Raw genomic sequence first — 18,336 nt, forward strand, 5'->3', positions numbered from 1 at the left:
CGGATAAATTTGCATCAAAAGCGGTCAAAAGAGCACGTTATTTCTACAGTTCTCTAAATTTATCTGCGAAAAGAGCCACTTTTTCCCAATTGGTGTACTCCACCTCTTTGGTCGTATCGGTTTCGCCACCCGTCATCGACATAATGAACCTAATCATAGTTCTGTCGAACCAGCTATAACGTGGGTAATAAAGTGCACCAGCAAAAACACCGATTAGCGTTGGTTTCCAAGGCGACTTAATTAGGAACTTGCGAATGTAGGCACTACCTTCAGGTGTATCCTTTCCTTGGTCCTCTTTACGAGCGGTTAGGTTTACGCAGAAAAATGCCACTTTATTTTGCTCCAATTGATTGAGGTTTCGCTCAATAAACTGGTATAGCTTTTTATTAAGATGGCCATAGCGAATAGAGGCGCCTATCAATACTCTGTCGTATTGGCTAAAGTCAATCGTCTCGACATTATGTAAATCCACCAGCTCACAATCGAAATCTGGAAGTTGTTCATCTATATAGTGGAGAATTTTTTTAGTCTGCCCTTCGCGGGAAGAGTATAGAAATAATGCTTTTGCCACGATTTCCCCTTAGCTACGCCAAAACGTCGGCGTAAGTAGAATAAGTAAGGTAAAGATTTCCAAACGACCAAACAGCATAGAAACTATTAATACCCATTTTGCTTTGTCGTTAACATCACCAAAGTGAAGCGCCACTTCTCCCAAGCCAGGACCGAGGTTGTTCAGAGTCGCAGCCACCGCCGAGAACGCACTGAGCTCATCCATTCCTGTTGCAATCAACCCCAACATACAAACCACAAATACCAATGCGTATGCAGAGAAGAAACCCCAAACCGCATCGACAACACGTTGCGGTAGGGCACTGCCACCTACTTTGATGGTGTAAACCGCGCGTGGATGGACTAAACGTTTTAGTTCACGCGCACCTTGTAAGGTAAGAAGCAGGATACGGATCACTTTCATGCCGCCGCCTGTTGAACCAGCACAACCACCTATAAAGGAAGAGAACAATAACAGCACAGGTAAGAAGAGCGGCCAATCCGCAAAACCTGTTGTCGTAAAGCCCGCTGTTGTGGATATTGATACGGTTTGGAACAGAGCCTGATCGAAAGCATCGTATGTCGATGTGTAAGAGTGATGTTTCAGTAATAATAGAAAGCAAATGATAAATAGCAGCACTTGAATGAACAAGAAGGCACGAAACTCAGGATCTTTCCAGTAATACTTGGGATGTACGCCACCTGATGCAAATGCAGCAAAGTGCAGTGTGTAGTTACATGCAGATATAAGCAGAAAAACCACGGTAATAAGATTAATCGCGTAACTATCAAAGTATCCGATGCTGGCATCGTGGGTAGAGAAGCCACCAATGGCAATGGTTGAAAAGCTGTGACTGATGGCGTCAAATGGCGTCATACCAGCTAACCAAAAAGCCGAAGCACAGGCGATAGTCAGGCTCAAATAGATGTACCAAAGCGCCTTAGCAGTTTCTGCTATGCGCGGCGTCACTTTAGTGTCCTTGACTGGACCTGGGATCTCGGCGCGGTAAAGCTGCATACCACCAATGCCAAGTACTGGCAAAATCGCCACCGCTAATACGATGATTCCCATACCGCCGAACCACTGCAGTAACTGTCGATAGAATAGAATCGCTTTAGGTAACTCATCCAAACCAACAATAACGGTCGCCCCGGTCGTCGTGAGAGCAGAAAACGATTCAAAAAACGCATCTGTCACTGAGACGTTCGGGTTGTCAGCAATGAGAAAGGGGATCGAGCCTGCACTGCCAAGTACTGTCCAGAATAAGACGACAATAAGAAAGCCATCTCGAGCTTTAAGCTCGTGCTTATACCTGCGGTTTGGGTACCAACAAACGGCCCCACAAAACAGCAGAACAAAAAATGTCGTGACAAAAGGCACACCAGCACCATCTCGATAGATCAGCGCAACGAGTGCTGGCGCAAGCATAGTGACACTAAAGAGTGCGAGCAGTAGCCCGACGATTCGAATAATTGAACGAAATTGCATGGATAAATTGACTAGCGAAGCTGTCCCTGTTGCTTCCTGTTTTTCATTATTGTCCGTCTAGCGGAGTGACAATTGCCTTTGCCCCGCTTTTATTGATGATTGCTTGGGTAAACGCGCTCACTTCTCGAAGCTCAATTTCCACCACTAATACCACCTGATCGCTGTATTCAGCCTCGACTTCTATTGCACCAAATTGCGGCATGATTGACTGTGCGATCGGCATAAACCCATAGTCTAACGTTAGTCTGAGCTTTGTGGTTATTTTTTTCTCAATAGTTTGAAGCAGCTTGAGCGCTTGTTGAACCCCACCCCCATACGCTTTAACCAAGCCGCCTGTACCTAACTTGATTCCACCAGAGTATCGCGTGACCACAGCCGTGATCTCCCCCACCCCAGATCCAGACAGCTGCGCCAGGATTGGTTTGCCTGCTGTTCCGGACGGCTCCCCATCATCACTAAAGCCCCATTTCATTGAATCTTCCGGGCGACCAGCAACAAAGCCCCAACAGTTATGTCTGGCATCAGCGTGTTTAGCTTTGATTTGATCAACAAATGCTTTTGCAGCTTCGATACTTGGCGTGTGTGCCAAATAAGTAATGAAGACGCTCTTTTTAATTTCTTCTTCAAATTGAGCGGGCTCTGCTGGGATCAGATAAGGCTTGTCATTCATAGGATTATGGATTCATGTCTATTTGCCTGAAGTCTATCACGAGTGTGATTTACCCGTCGCATAAGATCTGCCACAGCGCACAATGTTAAACACTTGTTTAAAAAATGTATTGAAATTAGACAATCCACGATCCAAACTAACTTTACTGGTCAAACCAGAACAAAAATAAAACGACTTCCTCGATACCTATTTGCCGAGGTACACGGCGTCGTTGAAATAGGTATACAGACAATCCACGATTGTATGTCATGGAGATAGACAATGATTTACCAAGCCGAAACCCTACAGGTAAAGGAAATACAAGATGGTATTGCAGAGCTAAGCTTCTGCTCTCCAAAATCCGTCAACAAACTCGACCTAGCGACATTAGAATCGCTAGATAAAGCTCTTGATGCGCTCATTGCCCATCAAGGCCTCAAGGGGTTGTTGCTCACTTCAGATAAAGACGCATTCATTGTAGGCGCAGACATTACCGAGTTTTTAGGTCTGTTTGCTAAAACGGATGCCGAGCTCGACCAATGGCTGCAATTTGCTAATAGCATCTTTAACAAATTAGAAGACTTACCCGTTCCGACCATCTCAGTGATCAAAGGCCACGCTCTTGGTGGCGGTTGTGAATGTGTGCTAGCAACAGACATGCGTATTGGTGACAAAACCACCAGCATCGGCCTACCAGAAACGAAACTGGGAATCATGCCTGGCTTTGGTGGTTGTGTACGCTTGCCTCGCGTTATTGGCGCAGACAGCGCAATGGAAATCATCACCCAAGGTAAAGCATGCCGAGCTGATGAAGCATTGAAAATTGGCTTACTCGATGCTGTTGTAGAGACTGATGCTTTATACGAATCAGCACTACAAACTCTTAACTCTGCAATTAACGAGAAACTTGACTGGCAAGCACGCCGAGCACAGAAAACATCTCCGCTAACGCTGAGTAAGCTTGAATCAATGATGAGCTTCACCATGGCGAAGGGTCTGGTGGCACAAAAAGCAGGTCCTCACTACCCTGCCCCAATGACAGCCGTTATCACGATTGAAGAAGGTGCTCGCTTTGCACGTAATGAAGCGTTAGACATTGAACGTAAGCACTTCGTGAAATTGGCTAAATCGGAAGAAGCAAAATCACTCGTTGGCCTATTCCTTAATGATCAATACATCAAAGGCATTGCGAAAAAAGCAGCGAAGTCAGCAAGTAAAGACACGCAACGTGCAGCCGTATTAGGTGCAGGTATCATGGGTGGCGGCATTGCTTACCAATCAGCGCTAAAAGGTGTGCCAGTCTTGATGAAAGACATCGCACAAGCGTCGCTCGACCTAGGCATGACTGAAGCATCTAAGCTGCTGAATAAACGCTTATCTCGCGGTCGCATTGATGGCTTTAAGATGGCGGGTATTTTAGCGTCAATCACACCGAGCTTACATTACGCAGGTATTGAAAACTCTGATGTGGTTGTTGAAGCTGTCGTTGAAAACCCGAAAGTAAAAGCAGCAGTTTTAAGTGAAGTTGAATCCCATGTCGGTGACGACACCGTTATCACCTCAAACACCTCGACGATTCCTATCAACCTATTGGCAAAATCACTAAAACGCCCAGAAAACTTCTGTGGTATGCACTTCTTCAACCCAGTGCATCGTATGCCTCTTGTTGAGATCATCCGTGGTGAGCACACCTCTGATGAAACCATCAATCGTGTTGTGGCGTATGCTGCAAAAATGGGCAAATCACCAATTGTCGTTAATGACTGCCCAGGGTTCTTCGTTAACCGCGTATTGTTCCCATACTTTGGCGGCTTCAGCATGCTACTTCGTGATGGTGCTGACTTTACGAAAATCGACAAAGTCATGGAGCGTAAGTTTGGCTGGCCGATGGGACCGGCGTACTTGCTTGACGTAGTCGGCATTGATACCGCGCACCACGCACAAGCTGTGATGGCTGACGGTTTCCCTGAGCGTATGGGTAAACAAGGTCGTGATGCGATTGATGCACTGTTCGAAGCAGACAAATATGGTCAGAAAAATGGTAATGGCTTCTACAGCTACACCATAGATAAAAAAGGTAAGCCGAAGAAAACCTTCTCCGAAGCGATCTTACCGGTACTTGCTGACGTTTGTGCCGATAAGCAGGACTTTGACGATCAGACCATCATTCAACGTATGATGATTCCAATGATCAACGAAGTGGTGCTGTGCCTACAAGAAGGCATCATCGCGACTCCGCAGGAAGCAGATATGGCATTGGTTTATGGTCTTGGTTTCCCTCCATTCCGCGGTGGCGTATTCCGCTATCTAGACAGCGTGGGTATTGCTGAATACGTTGAAATGGCAAAACAACACGCCGAGCTAGGTGCGATGTACCAAGTACCGCAAATGCTGATTGATATGGCGGCGAAAGGTGAAAGCTTTTACGGTGCACAACAGCAAGGTTCTATCTAAGGAGGGATTCTAAAATGACTAATCAAACAAGAAATGTTGTCGTAGTCGATTGTCTACGTACTCCAATGGGTCGCTCTAAAGGTGGTGCTTTCCGTCATACACGAGCAGAAGATCTATCTGCGCGCCTAATGAAAGGCATTCTTGCGCGTAACCCACAAGTGAACCCAAGCGAGATTGAAGACATCTACTGGGGCTGTGTACAGCAAACACTAGAGCAAGGCTTTAACGTTGCACGTAATGCCGCGCTACTCGCGGGCCTGCCGATTGAAATTGGCGCCGTGACTGTGAACCGCTTGTGTGGTTCATCAATGCAAGCGCTTCACGACGGTACACGTGCCATCATGACTGGCGATGCTGAAATCTGCCTAATTGGTGGCGTTGAGCACATGGGGCATGTGCCAATGAACCACGGTGTAGACTTTCACCCAGGTATGTCAAAGAACGTAGCAAAAGCTGCGGGCATGATGGGCTTAACGGCTGAAATGCTTGGTAAATTACATGGCATTAGCCGTGAGCAACAAGACGAGTTTGCCGCTCGCTCTCACGCTCGTGCGCACGCAGCAACCGTAGAGGGTCGTTTTAAAAACGAAATTCTACCAATTGAAGGCCACGCCGCTGACGGCACCCTGTTCACTCTAGATTACGATGAAGTGATTCGCCCTGAAACATCCGTTGAAGGTCTATCTCAACTTCGCCCAGTGTTCGACCCTGCAAACGGTACAGTAACAGCCGGTACATCATCGGCTCTGTCCGATGGTGCATCAGCGATGTTGATCATGAGTGAAGAGAAAGCTAATGAACTTGGCTTGAAGATTCGTGCACGTATTAAAGGCATGGCCATTGCGGGCTGCGATCCTTCTATTATGGGTTACGGTCCTGTACCTGCGACGAAAAAAGCGCTCAAGCGTGCCGGTCTTTCAATTGAAGACATGGATGTGGTTGAGCTAAACGAAGCATTTGCCGCGCAGTCTCTGCCGTGTGCTAAAGACTTAGGCCTGCTTGATGTTATGGATGAGAAGGTCAACCTTAACGGTGGTGCGATAGCATTGGGTCATCCACTAGGCTGTTCTGGTTCACGTATCTCAACAACGTTGATCAACCTAATGGAAGCGAAAGACGCGAAATACGGTCTGGCCACCATGTGTATCGGTTTGGGTCAGGGCATTGCGACAGTATTTGAACGACCATAACAGTTCAAGACGTTGTTGTAGTGATCGAGCCAACAATCATAAGCAAATGAACTAGTACTAAAATTTTTAGTATTACACTTAAGGGCGACAATTGATGTCGCCCTTTTTGTTTTACATCAAACATGCATGAAGAGCATACATTAAATGCTCAAGTTTCATTTTATTCATAGACAAAGAAGACATACACTTAGACCAGTTGATATCTTGCTGCATGTGACCCAGAGTCATGCTACCGCACAATCGGAGAACCTTATGTTTAATGCTCTAGTTCTAAATCAAGAAGACAAACGTACTATCGCTAACATCGAGCAAATCGATGAAACACAACTGCCTGAAGGCGACGTTCTGATTGACGTTGATTACTCATCGTTAAACTACAAAGACGGCCTTGCGATCACAGGTAAAGGTAAAATCATCCGTAACTTCCCGATGGTGCCAGGTATTGACTTAGCAGGTACGGTAGTAAGCTCAGAAGACGACCGCTACCAAGCTGGTGACAAAGTTGTCCTTACTGGCTGGGGCGTGGGTGAAAACCACTGGGGTGGTATGTCTCAGCGTGCTCGTCTAAAAGCAGATTGGCTAGTACCACTACCAAAAGGTCTAGACAGCAAGAAAGCAATGATGGTTGGTACTGCTGGCTTCACTGGCATGCTATGTGTTCAAGCACTGTTTGATGCAGGCATCAAACCTGAAAATGGTGAAATCCTTGTAACTGGCGCAAGTGGCGGTGTAGGCTCAGTCGCAGTAACGCTTCTAGCACAGCTTGGCTACAAAGTTGCTGCAGTGACAGGTCGTGTAGAAAAAAATGGCCCGCTACTTGAAAAACTAGGTGCTAGCCGCATCATCGACCGTACTGAATTTGAAGAACCAGCACGTCCACTTGAAAAGCAAGTATGGGCAGGTGCGGTTGATACTGTAGGCAGCAAAGTACTGGCTAAAGTATTGGCGCAAATGGATTACAACAGTGCAGTTGCAGCTTGTGGTCTTGCAGGTGGTTTTGATCTACCAACCACAGTGATGCCGTTCATCCTACGTAATGTTCGCCTACAAGGTGTGGACTCAGTAATGTGCCCAACAGAGAAACGTATCGCAGCATGGGAAAAGCTGGTCGAGCTACTACCAGACAGCTACTTCGAGCAAGCGTGTACTGAAGTTGCTCTTACTGAAGCACCGAAATATGCAGAAGACATCACCAACGGTCAAGTAACGGGTCGTGTGGTTATCAAGCTATAAACACTGACTCAGTGTAAACAGACGAAGAGTCGGCATTGCTGGCTCTTTTTTGTTAGCAGTTCAGTCCCATATCTTCGATACGTTTAGCTATCAGACGGCTACACTCTTCACGCACAATCGTTCTTAACCATTCTTGAGCGGGAGAATGCTCGCAACGCGCATGCCAAATCATCGAGTATTCAAACGGCGTGAATTGGAATGGTAACGGTTTCACCACCAAGTCATAACGCTCGGCAACCAGATACGCCAAGTCCGCTGGCACTGTGATGATAATTGGCAAGGTATCCATGATCGCCAATGCGGCTTCTAAATGATAAGCCCGCAGAACCATTTTACGCTTAGGTTTCTCCATCAAAGCTTGTTCGATCAGTGCCTTAACACCATCACTGATGGCGATCATGGCATGTGGATGACTCAGATAATCATCCAAGCTCATTTCTTTATTCGCTAATGGATGCTGTTTTGAAAGCATACACAGCACCCCCACTCGCCCCAACACTTCACTGCGTAGAGGCTCCACCGGGCCTGTCGGGCGACAAATCGCTAAGTCTGCACCTTCATAAGTGAGCTGATCTGATAAACGGTCGTGTTGCAGTGGTAAGAAGTTGAAAGACACATTTGGTGCTTCTTGGTAAATTCTCGGCAAAGCGAACGGTAATATCGTTTGCATGGCATAATCGGTGGTCACGATGTTGAAAGTCTGTACGCATTGCAATGGGTCAAACTCAACCGGAGATAACAACTGACGTAAAGACTCTAATGGCTCGCCCAATGAGCGATCGATCTCTAACGCTTTCTGAGTTGGGATCAAATGCTGTCCCTGACGAGTAAACAGCGGGTCTCCCAATAAGTCGCGTAGACGACCAAGCACACGACTCATTGCCGATTGACTCAAGTTCAGACGTGTTGCCGCCTTACTGACACTGTTTTCTTCTATCAGTACTCGCAACGCAACCAGTAAATTTAAATCTCGGCGATAGATATCTTCCAGTTCCACGAATTAGCCACTTATTTTGTATGTGTTTGGGTAAATTGTACTCTTTAGGCAAAAAAAATCCCGCCTTTCAGCGGGGAAGCCCAAGAAAAATGGGGATAGTGTCGGAATGAAGTGTCGGTAAAAAATAGGTGAGCGTTATTAAAAGCATTCTGATCCAAGCAAGAAGCGCTAATTTTCTTGCTCAGATGCGCCAGACCATCTGCGCATCTCGATCCAAATCCCAATAATAGTGGCAACCATGCCTACGAGAGGCGTCAAAGAGGTGTCAGCTGGCGTCCTAAGTACCAATGCACAGAACGAGATAAAACACAGCACTGAGTAAATCGTAAGTCTGTCTAACGCTGTTAACATTGCCTCTCCCTTGCCAGTTGTTACCAAATTGTTAATTTAAGGTAAAACAAAAAATTCGGTTTGCCAAGTGGTTATTGAATATTTTTTCAACGAAAGTAAAATTCAACGCTCAGTTAGTTACGAGAATCACACTATGAGCTTTAATCCTGAACTGGCAAACAAGACATTAGAGGCGCAAGGACTGCGCTGCCCAGAGCCAGTGATGATGGTCAGGAAGACAATTCGCAACATGCAAGATGGTGAGATTTTGCTGGTCAAAGCAGACGATCCATCCACGACTCGAGACATTCCGAGTTTCTGCCGCTTTATGGACCACCAATTAGTTGCGGCACAAACGGAGCAAGTTCCGTATCAGTACCTGATCAAGAAAGGATTGGAATAATCTGGTCGAACTAAAAACGGCAGCCAATATTGGCTGCCGTTTGTTTATTCGTCGTATTCGAGTGTGCGAACTTCTGATTGGAGCTTGTTAAGTTGTTTCTTCATTGCCCGCATCTCTTCATGCATAGGAATGATGTGAGCGACACGAATCCACGCTTCTACTGTCAATCCAGTAAGGACGAACGATCCTGCTACAATCGGTAACCACATATCAGTTAGCACCATCGCTAGTAAACACAGCGCTAAACCAAAAGTGAATAAATAACTCTGACTCTTCGGGGACATCCCCATGTAACGTGTAAGCATAAACTTGCCCTCTCGCTATCATTCACACCATTAAACTACCATGACAAGTATGACACTTATATGTCATCCGTCACGCAACGGAACGATTTAGAGTCAGAGTTTGAACTCGCGCAGCACGCCACTAATGATTGATAACTCACATCATTTCACGTGCAAAAAATCAGAACAGTGCAGCCCCTATTGCCAGAGCAATAAACAAAAATGCGGTGATTTTACGGATCAGCCCTAAAGGCATCTTGTCGGCCGACAATTTACCAATCAGGACCACAGGTACATTCGCCAGCAGCATACCGATTGTGGTACCGATAATCACCAAACTTAACGCATCCGCGTATTGCGCCCCTAAGATGGAAGTGGCGATCTGAGTTTTATCGCCTATCTCCGCAACGAAGAACGCGATAAAGCTGGCAATAAATGGGCCTCGATTAGAAATCTGCTCGTCATCATCCAGTTTGTCCGGGATCAGAACCCAAGCCGCCATCGCGACAAAACTGACCACCAGCACCCACTTTAAAATCTCAGGTGATAGATAGTCTGCGACAACCACACCTAACCATGCAGCCAAAGCGTGGTTGGCAATAGTTGCCAAAAAGATTGCTGCAATAATTGGGATTGGTTTTCGGTAACGACTTGCAAGTAATAGAGATAGCAATTGGGTCTTATCGCCAATTTCTGCTAACGCTACAGTAGTAATTGAAATAGCTAAAACGCTCACGACATGCTCATTGGGGCAGGGATTATTATTTTTAACCGAAGACAAACCTCACGCCCCTACCCCGGTTCGTGATGATTTGTCTAAGGTCTTGCTAAACTTGAAAGGCTTCAAGTCTCGAACGCCATGGTGATTTTGCACCAATTATGTTGACGGACGAACCAGATGAAACAGAAACTTCATCAGGTAAGCTACTCCCCAAAGACAGGCGCAATTCTAGCCACCTTTGTTGCGCTTCTCAAGAGCCAAAGCAGGCAAAAACTCCCTTTTAGGAAAAATACAGCAGATAACGCGGTAAAAATTCATTAAAGGAGAAAATCGCCCACGAATTAATCAAGATTAGCTCTACTCCCATGCTCAATATCTGGTTATACTAGATTGTTAATTTATTCAACCGTAATTACTCTTTATCGCCGTTGTTAGAGTTGAAAAACTCGGCATAGATGACGAATTAACGAGTAACAAGAGAATCGCGCGAACCTGACTTATGCAAAAATACGATATCAAAACCTTCCAGGGAATGATCCTCGCGCTGCAGGATTATTGGGCTCAAAATGGTTGTACCATTGTTCAACCGCTAGATATGGAAGTGGGTGCGGGTACCTCTCACCCAATGACCTGTCTACGAGCGCTTGGCCCAGAGCCAATGTCGACAGCTTACGTACAACCTTCACGTCGTCCTACTGATGGCCGTTACGGTGAAAACCCTAACCGTCTTCAGCACTACTACCAATTCCAAGTAGCGCTAAAACCATCGCCTGACAATATTCAAGAGTTGTACCTTGGCTCCCTTGAAGTTCTTGGTATTGACCCTCTTGTACACGACATCCGTTTCGTAGAAGACAACTGGGAAAACCCAACACTAGGCGCATGGGGTCTGGGCTGGGAAGTTTGGCTAAACGGCATGGAAGTGACCCAGTTTACTTACTTCCAGCAAGTTGGTGGTCTTGAGTGTAAACCAGTAACTGGTGAAATCACTTACGGTATCGAACGTCTAGCAATGTACATCCAAGAAGTAGACTCTGTTTACGACCTAGTTTGGAACATCGCACCAGACGGCAGCAAAGTGACTTACGGTGACATCTTCCACCAAAATGAAGTAGAGCAATCGACTTACAACTTCGAGCACGCAGACGTTGAATTCCTATTTGGCTTCTTCGAACAGTGTGAAAAAGAGTGTAAAGAGCTACTTGAGCTTGAAAAGCCACTGCCACTACCTGCTTACGAGCGCATCCTAAAAGCCGGTCACGCATTCAACCTACTAGACGCACGTAAAGCGATCTCAGTAACTGAACGCCAACGTTACATCCTACGCATCCGCAACCTGACGAAAGCAGTTGCAGAAGCATACTACGCATCGCGTGAAGCTCTTGGCTTCCCAATGTGTAAGAAAGAACAAGCGTAAGGGGTAGAGTAACATGGCAAAAGAATTTCTAATCGAGCTAGGTACAGAAGAGCTACCACCAACGCAACTTCGCACTCTAGCTGAAGCATTCGCAGCAAACTTCGAAGCAGAACTAAAAGGCGCTGAGCTTGCTCACGAAGGCGTGAAATGGTTCGCGGCACCTCGTCGTCTTGCACTTAAAGTAGCAGCACTAGCAGACAGCCAGTCTGACAAAGTTGTTGAAAAGCGTGGTCCTGCAGTTTCTGCAGCGTTTGACGCGGAAGGCAACCCAACAAAAGCAGCTCAAGGCTGGGCACGCGGTTGTGGCATCACGGTTGACCAAGCAGAACGCATGGTTACAGACAAAGGCGAATGGCTACTGTTCAAACAAGAAGTGAAAGGTCAGCCAACGTCTGAGATCGTCGTTGAACTTGCAGCGAAAGCACTAGCAAACCTACCTATCGCAAAACCAATGCGCTGGGGTAACAAAACAACTCAGTTCATCCGTCCAGTTAAGACGCTAACCATGCTAATGGGCAGCGACCTAATCGAAGGCGAGATCCTTGGTGTTGCTTCTGACCGCACTATCCGTGGTCACCGCTTCATGGGTGAGCAAGAGTTTACTATCGATTCTGCTGAGCAATACCCTGCGATCCTAGAAGAGCGCGGTAAAGTAATGGCAGATTACGAAGCGCGTAAAGCAATCATCCTAGCTGACGCACAAAAAGCGGCAGCAGCGGTTGGCGGTATCGCTGACCTAGAAGATGACTTAGTAGAAGAAGTAACGTCTCTGATTGAATGGCCAGTAGTACTAACAGCGAAGTTTGAAGAAGAGTTCCTAAAAGTGCCTTCTGAAGCGTTGGTTTACACCATGAAGGGTGACCAGAAGTACTTCCCTGTTTACGATGAAAACAAGAAGCTACTACCTAACTTCATCTTCGTATCGAACATCGAATCAAAAGAGCCTCGTTACGTAATCGAAGGTAACGAGAAAGTGGTTCGTCCTCGTCTTGCTGACGCAGAATTCTTCTTCAACACAGACCGTAAGCGTCCGCTTATCGACCGTCTGCCTGAACTAGAGCAAGCGATCTTCCAAAAGCAACTGGGTACGATCAAAGACAAAACAGACCGCATCACAGAGCTTGCTGGCTACATTGCTGAGCAAATCGGTGCTGACGTTGAGAAATCAAAGCGTGCTGGTCTACTAGCAAAATGTGACCTAATGACCTCAATGGTATTCGAATTCACGGATACTCAAGGTGTTATGGGTATGCACTATGCTCGCCACGACGGTGAAGCAGAAGAAGTTGCAGTCGCACTGAACGAGCAATACATGCCTCGTTTCGCAGGTGATGAACTGCCATCTAACGGTGTTTCAACTGCAGTTGCAATGGCAGACAAGCTAGACACTATCGTAGGTATCTTCGGTATTGGTCAAGCGCCTAAAGGCAGCGACCCATTCGCACTACGCCGCGCATCTCTAGGTGTACTACGTATCATCGTTGAATACGGCTACAACCTAGACCTTGTTGACCTAGTAGCGAAAGCGAAGTCACTGTTTGGCGATCGCCTAACCAACGACAACGTTGAGCAAGACGTTATCGAGTTCATGCTTGGTCGTTTCCGTGCTTGGTACCAAGACGAAGGCTTCAGCGTAGACATCATTCAAGCAGTTCTAGCGCGTCGCCCGACGAAACCAGCAGACTTCGACCAACGAGTTAAAGCGGTTTCTCACTTCCGTGAACTAGAAGCAGCAGAGTCTCTAGCAGCAGCGAACAAACGTGTAGGTAATATCCTAGCGAAATTCGACGGCGAACTAGCAGCAGACATCGACCTAGCACTTCTACAAGAAGACGCAGAGAAAGCACTAGCAGAAAGCGTTGAAGTAATGACGGAAGCGCTAGAGCCAGCATTTGCTACAGGTAACTACCAAGAAGCCCTAAGCAAGCTAGCTGACCTACGTGAACCAGTTGATGCATTCTTTGATAACGTAATGGTAATGGCAGACGACGAAGCACTTAAGAAGAACCGTCTGACACTACTGAACAACCTGCGTAACCTGTTCCTACAGATCGCAGACATTTCTTTGCTTCAAAAGTAATTCATTACTCTTCGAAGTGATTAAGAAATAAGTAAAAGGGAAGCAGATGCTTCCCTTTTTTGTTGCCTTCAAACCGATGAAGGTGACGCTTATTATTCATTTTGTGAACAAGACTAAAATTTGTAGGGTGAGACGCGTTTAACTTGTTGGTGTAGAGCTCGGATTGTAGAGGCACAGTTTTGCTATAACTGGACTGTTTATTCGGGGGAAGGACACAATGAAAAAAACAATTCTCGCACTCTCTATCGGTCTACTGAGCGCCTGCAGCCAGATACCAGAAAATGCCATCGTATTAAACGTTGGTGATGACACCGCTGTTTTTGAGGAAAACTCACAAGGCTTACTTGTCGCTGAGCAAAAACTCGAAAAAGGCAGTTATACCTTTACCATTGCTGACAGCAAGCAAAGCTGTGGCAGTAGCTTTGCCCTAGCAGAAGAAGATCGCATCAAATTCAATCGTCCATTAAAAATGGATAATTGCGCCACTGATGCACAAATGCCGCTGCGCATCTTCAAAGCCAATACCTATCAATTTACGCTCAATCCAACCACCAACGAACTGACGGTAAAAATTAAACCAAAACAAAGTCAGGACATCACCTACTCTTGCCCTGTCGCAACTGACACGCCAAAAACCATCAACGTTGCTCAAACTTTTAATGATGGCACTGTCGTTCGTGATGCCTTAACCGAACAAGAAACCACTGTCGCCAATGGCAGCGTCACCATGCAACCGGGTCCTATGAGCCAAGGTCTATTGCTGCTAGAAGAAGTTGAACAGCAAGCCGACAAACCGTTCAGTTGGGACAATGCGACGGTGTACTTCGTCATGACCGACCGCTTCTACAATGGCAACCCAGACAACGACAACAGCTACGGTCGCAGCAAAGACGGAAAATATGAGATTGGTACCTTCCACGGTGGTGACTTAGCGGGTCTGACGAAAAAACTCGATTACATCGAATCACTTGGTGTCAATGCTATCTGGATAACCTCACCACTGGAACAAATCCACGGCTGGGTTGGCGGCGGCGATAAAGGCGACTTTAAGCACTACGGCTACCACGGCTACTACCACCAAGATTGGACCAAGCTTGATGCCAACATGGGTACCGAAGATGAACTCAGAACCTTCGTCGATACCGCCCACAAGAAAGGCATCCGCGTGATTTGGGATGTAGTCATGAACCACACTGGCTACGCAACATTAGCAGACATGCAGGAATTCGGCTTTGGTCAGCTTTACCTTGATGACCAAGAAGCCAAAGAAGTCCTCGGTGAAAAATGGACCGACTGGCAGCCAAAATCAGGACAAAGCTGGCACAGCTTCAACGATTACATCAAATACGGTGATAGCGAAGCGTGGGATAAATGGTGGGGCAAAGATTGGATCCGCACCGACATTGGTGACTACGATGCTCCGGGCTACAACGATATCACCATGTCTTTGAACTACCTACCGGATCTCAAAACCGAATCGACTAAGAAAACCGGATTACCAAACTTCTTCCGCAATAAAGACACCAATGCGCAAGATGAGCTGCAAACCCCACGTGAACACCTGATTACCTGGTTATCCGATTGGGTACGTGACTACGGCATTGACGGCTTCCGTGTCGACACGGCCAAACACGTTGAAATGGAAGCGTGGGCAGAGTTGAAAGCCAGCACCACTCAAGCGCTTGCCCAGTGGAAGCAAAACAATCCAGACAAAGCACTAGATGACCTGCCATTTTGGATGACAGGTGAAGTGTGGGCACACAGCGTAGTGAAGAGCCCGTATTTCGATAACGGCTTCGATTCCATCATCAACTTCGAGTTCCAATCTGATGTGGCACCAAAAGCGCTGAAGTGTTTCGCTCAACTTGATAATGATTACCGCCGCTATGCAGAGCGCATCAATACCGATCCTGAGTTCAATGTGTTGAGCTACCTGTCTTCACACGATACACAACTGTTTTGGTCGGCACGCAGCCGCAGCTTTGATGACCAAGCACGTGCGGCAAATGCTCTGATGCTGGCTCCGGGTGCAGTACAGATCTATTACGGTGATGAGATAGCTCGTGATTTTGGCATTACTGGTTCAGACGCCCACCAAGGCACACGCTCAGATATGCCATGGGATAAGATTCATGGCGAGCGTGAAGATCTGCTGCAACATTGGCAAAAATTGGGTGAATTCCGTAAACGCCACCCAGCGGTTGCTCAAGGTAAGCACATCACTCGCAATCAAGAAGGTTACTACGCGTTCGAACGCCAATACCAAGACGACAAGGTACTGATTGTTTACACCGGTGAGTAAATCACACTCTCTCCACCAGCAAGGGAAGCATAAGCTTCCCTTTTTTATTGTTCTTTTTGCCATTTAGTCTCGTCCCTCTGGTCTGATGACGCACTTTTTTCTTTTTCGGCTTAATTCACACTTTGCGTTAATTACACATTGAGGTAAGGTCAAGGATTACTCGATAAGCCGATAAAACATCGGCATAAACATACACAAAGCAATCACAATGAATTAGGTATAAGTCAGCATGCAGTTCTCAAAGTTTGGTGAAAAATTTAATCAGTATTCAGGTATTACGCAGTTAATGGACGATTTGAATGATGGTCTGCGCACACCAGGTGCCATCATGCTCGGTGGAGGTAATCCTGCCGCCATTCCTGCCATGCTCGATTACTTTCACCAAGCCAGTGAGGAAATGCTCGCCAGTGGGGAGCTCGTCGCCGCCCTCGCCAACTACGATGGCCCGCAGGGTAAAGACGCGTTCGTCAAAGCGCTAGCTCAGTTATTCCGTGAAACTTACGGCTGGGATATTTCCGAAAAGAACATCAGCCTAACTAACGGCAGCCAAAGTGGCTTCTTCTACTTGTTCAACTTGTTGGCAGGTAAACAGCCAGATGGTTCGCATAAGAAAGTGCTACTACCTATCGCACCTGAGTACATCGGTTATGGTGATGCAGGCATTGATGAAGATATCTTTATCTCTTACCACCCAGAAATCGAGCTGTTAGATAACGGTCTGTTTAAATACCACGTCGATTTTGAGCAACTAACCGTCGACGACTCTGTTGCGGCAATCTGCGCGTCTCGTCCAACCAACCCAACGGGTAATGTACTGACAGACGAAGAAGTACGTAAACTGGACAAGCTAGCACGTGAGAACAACATCCCGCTGATCATCGATAACGCCTACGGTCTACCTTTCCCGAACATCATCTTTGAAGATGTCGAACCGTTCTGGAATGAAAACACCATCCTATGCATGAGCCTATCTAAACTTGGCTTGCCAGGTGTGCGTTGTGGCATTGTGATTGCGAGTGAAGAAATCACTCAAGCGTTAACCAATATGAACGGCATCATCAGCCTAGCGCCGGGCAGTGTTGGTCCAGCGCTGGCAAACCATATCATTGGCAAAGGTGATCTGCTTAAACTGAGTTCAGAGGTGATTAAGCCGTTCTACAAGCAAAAATCACAACGTGCGGTTGAACTGCTCCAACAAGCAATTACCGATGAGCGATTCCGCATCCACAAGCCGGAAGGCGCTATCTTCTTGTGGTTATGGTTTGATGAACTGCCAATCACAACAATGGAACTGTACCAACGCTTGAAAGCGCGTGGCGTATTGATTGTCCCTGGTGAATATTTCTTTATTGGTCAGCAAGACGAGTGGGATCACGCGCACCAATGCCTGCGTATGAACTACGTTCAAGATGATGAGATGATGCAAAAAGGCATTGCGATTATCGCTGAAGAAGTGGAAAAGGCTTACCGCGAAGGTAAATAGATGGATTGAACTCAGCCGTTCTTCTCTTTGAAATTACGGCTTTAAAATAGCGGATTTGAAAACCCCAAACTAAAAAGAGCGCCCATATGGCGCTCTTTCTCATTCTATAACTGGGTGGTTAACTGATTAGTTGTTCTCAATCAGGTTGTTACCACCGATAGCAATCTTACGTGGTTGCATGGCTTCAGGGATTTCACGAACTAAATCGATATGAAGCAGACCGTTTTCCATTGATGCACCCACGACTTTTACGTAATCCGCTAGCTGGAATTTACGTTCAAAATCACGTTCTGCAATACCTTGGTAAACGTAGTTTTTGCCTTCTTCGGCTTTACGTTCGCCCTTCACAATCAACATGTTTTCGTTTTGAGTCAGATCGAGCTGTTCTTCAGCAAAGCCAGCAACGGCCATAGTAATACGGTAGTTGTGCTCGTCTTTTTGCTCAATGTTGTATGGAGGGTAACCGCCAGAAGTATTTTTCGCTGTATTCGCTTCCATCAGGTTTAGCAGACGATCAAAGCCAATTGCATTACGGTATAGTGGTGAGAAATCTACATTACGCATAAATCTATCCTCTTAATTAAGCAATAGTCTTAGTTCAGATGAGTTCAATCCTACTGGCGTGTTTATGCAAAAACCAACGCCGAACTAAGAGATTCTTATCATTCCACTGGCCTTGGTTTGGCTCGGAGACATGATATTGAATCTAAAGGTTTAAGTTGTGTGCTAAAACGCCATATCCTCTTCTGAGCGAT

The 18,336-nt window shown here is 46.5% G+C and carries 16 protein-coding genes; 8 read left to right on the forward strand and 8 right to left on the reverse strand.

Translation table 11 applies throughout. The features are described from left to right. Positions 1-43: 43 nt before the first annotated feature. Genes hemG through R7P36_RS20185 form a run of 3 tightly spaced genes read right to left on the reverse strand, consistent with a single transcriptional unit; the run spans position 44 to position 2,708 of the window. Complete coding sequence (hemG, locus tag R7P36_RS20175) at positions 44-571, reverse strand: menaquinone-dependent protoporphyrinogen IX dehydrogenase (protein WP_005378894.1); 528 nt, start codon at positions 569-571, stop codon at positions 44-46. A gap of 9 nt (positions 572-580) precedes the next feature. Continuing rightward, positions 581-2,038: a TrkH family potassium uptake protein gene (locus R7P36_RS20180; RefSeq protein WP_005378893.1), complete on the reverse strand. Its 1,458-nt coding sequence runs from the start codon at positions 2,036-2,038 to the stop codon at positions 581-583. 46 nt (positions 2,039-2,084) lie between these two features. Next, entirely contained in the window at positions 2,085-2,708 is a 624-nt protein-coding gene (locus tag R7P36_RS20185; protein WP_005378891.1) for a YigZ family protein, read from the reverse strand. 261 nt (positions 2,709-2,969) lie between these two features. On the opposite strand from R7P36_RS20185, the gene fadB reads away from it, so the two are divergent. The 3 genes from fadB to R7P36_RS20200 all read left to right on the forward strand — a co-directional run bounded on the left by fadB (position 2,970) and on the right by R7P36_RS20200 (position 7,564). Next, a complete protein-coding gene (gene fadB / locus R7P36_RS20190) occupies positions 2,970-5,141 on the forward strand; it encodes a fatty acid oxidation complex subunit alpha FadB (protein WP_053304063.1) in 2,172 nt (723 codons plus the stop codon). Between the two features lie 14 nt (positions 5,142-5,155). Continuing rightward, entirely contained in the window at positions 5,156-6,331 is a 1,176-nt protein-coding gene (fadA, locus tag R7P36_RS20195; RefSeq protein WP_006743176.1) for an acetyl-CoA C-acyltransferase FadA, read from the forward strand. Positions 6,332-6,583: 252 nt separating this feature from the next. After that, positions 6,584-7,564 carry an MDR family oxidoreductase gene (locus tag R7P36_RS20200; protein ID WP_213900061.1) on the forward strand — a complete coding sequence of 327 codons (981 nt, stop codon included), beginning with the start codon at positions 6,584-6,586 and terminating at the stop codon, positions 7,562-7,564. A 52-nt stretch (positions 7,565-7,616) separates the two neighbouring features. On the opposite strand, the gene R7P36_RS20205 is transcribed toward R7P36_RS20200, so the two are convergent. Both R7P36_RS20205 and R7P36_RS20210 read right to left on the reverse strand, forming a co-directional pair. Continuing rightward, positions 7,617-8,561, reverse strand: a complete 945-nt coding sequence (locus tag R7P36_RS20205; protein WP_017821924.1) for a LysR family transcriptional regulator — start codon at positions 8,559-8,561, stop codon at positions 7,617-7,619. Between the two features lie 168 nt (positions 8,562-8,729). After that, on the reverse strand, positions 8,730-8,912 hold the full coding sequence (locus R7P36_RS20210) for a hypothetical protein (RefSeq protein ID WP_005378880.1): 183 nt from the start codon (positions 8,910-8,912) through the stop codon (positions 8,730-8,732). A gap of 133 nt (positions 8,913-9,045) precedes the next feature. Between R7P36_RS20210 and tusA the strand changes: the two genes are divergently transcribed. Continuing rightward, the gene (tusA, locus tag R7P36_RS20215; RefSeq protein WP_033906598.1) at positions 9,046-9,294 is read left to right on the forward strand and encodes a sulfurtransferase TusA; all 249 of its coding nucleotides are present in this window, start codon (positions 9,046-9,048) and stop codon (positions 9,292-9,294) included. A gap of 44 nt (positions 9,295-9,338) precedes the next feature. On the opposite strand, the gene R7P36_RS20220 is transcribed toward tusA, so the two are convergent. Both R7P36_RS20220 and R7P36_RS20225 read right to left on the reverse strand, forming a co-directional pair. Beyond that, positions 9,339-9,599: a hypothetical protein gene (locus tag R7P36_RS20220; RefSeq protein WP_005378878.1), complete on the reverse strand. Its 261-nt coding sequence runs from the start codon at positions 9,597-9,599 to the stop codon at positions 9,339-9,341. Between the two features lie 160 nt (positions 9,600-9,759). Beyond that, on the reverse strand, positions 9,760-10,314 hold the full coding sequence (locus tag R7P36_RS20225; RefSeq protein ID WP_005378877.1) for a TMEM165/GDT1 family protein: 555 nt from the start codon (positions 10,312-10,314) through the stop codon (positions 9,760-9,762). A 484-nt stretch (positions 10,315-10,798) separates the two neighbouring features. On the opposite strand from R7P36_RS20225, the gene glyQ reads away from it, so the two are divergent. The 4 genes from glyQ to R7P36_RS20245 all read left to right on the forward strand — a co-directional run bounded on the left by glyQ (position 10,799) and on the right by R7P36_RS20245 (position 17,581). Next, a complete protein-coding gene (gene glyQ / locus R7P36_RS20230; RefSeq protein WP_005383818.1) occupies positions 10,799-11,716 on the forward strand; it encodes a glycine--tRNA ligase subunit alpha in 918 nt (305 codons plus the stop codon). A gap of 13 nt (positions 11,717-11,729) precedes the next feature. Further along, on the forward strand, positions 11,730-13,796 hold the full coding sequence (gene glyS / locus R7P36_RS20235; RefSeq protein WP_161441312.1) for a glycine--tRNA ligase subunit beta: 2,067 nt from the start codon (positions 11,730-11,732) through the stop codon (positions 13,794-13,796). A gap of 217 nt (positions 13,797-14,013) precedes the next feature. After that, entirely contained in the window at positions 14,014-16,098 is a 2,085-nt protein-coding gene (locus tag R7P36_RS20240) for an alpha-amylase (RefSeq protein ID WP_213900060.1), read from the forward strand. A gap of 229 nt (positions 16,099-16,327) precedes the next feature. Next, positions 16,328-17,581: a valine--pyruvate transaminase gene (locus tag R7P36_RS20245; protein ID WP_025768941.1), complete on the forward strand. Its 1,254-nt coding sequence runs from the start codon at positions 16,328-16,330 to the stop codon at positions 17,579-17,581. A gap of 126 nt (positions 17,582-17,707) precedes the next feature. Here R7P36_RS20245 and R7P36_RS20250 read toward each other — a convergent pair whose 3' ends face one another. Beyond that, the gene (locus R7P36_RS20250) at positions 17,708-18,145 is read right to left on the reverse strand and encodes an Hsp20 family protein (protein WP_005378857.1); all 438 of its coding nucleotides are present in this window, start codon (positions 18,143-18,145) and stop codon (positions 17,708-17,710) included. Positions 18,146-18,336: the final 191 nt, after the last annotated feature.

Origin of the sequence: Vibrio sp. 397, assembly GCF_033339395.1 — a bacterium.
GTDB lineage: Bacteria > Pseudomonadota > Gammaproteobacteria > Enterobacterales > Vibrionaceae > Vibrio > Vibrio alginolyticus.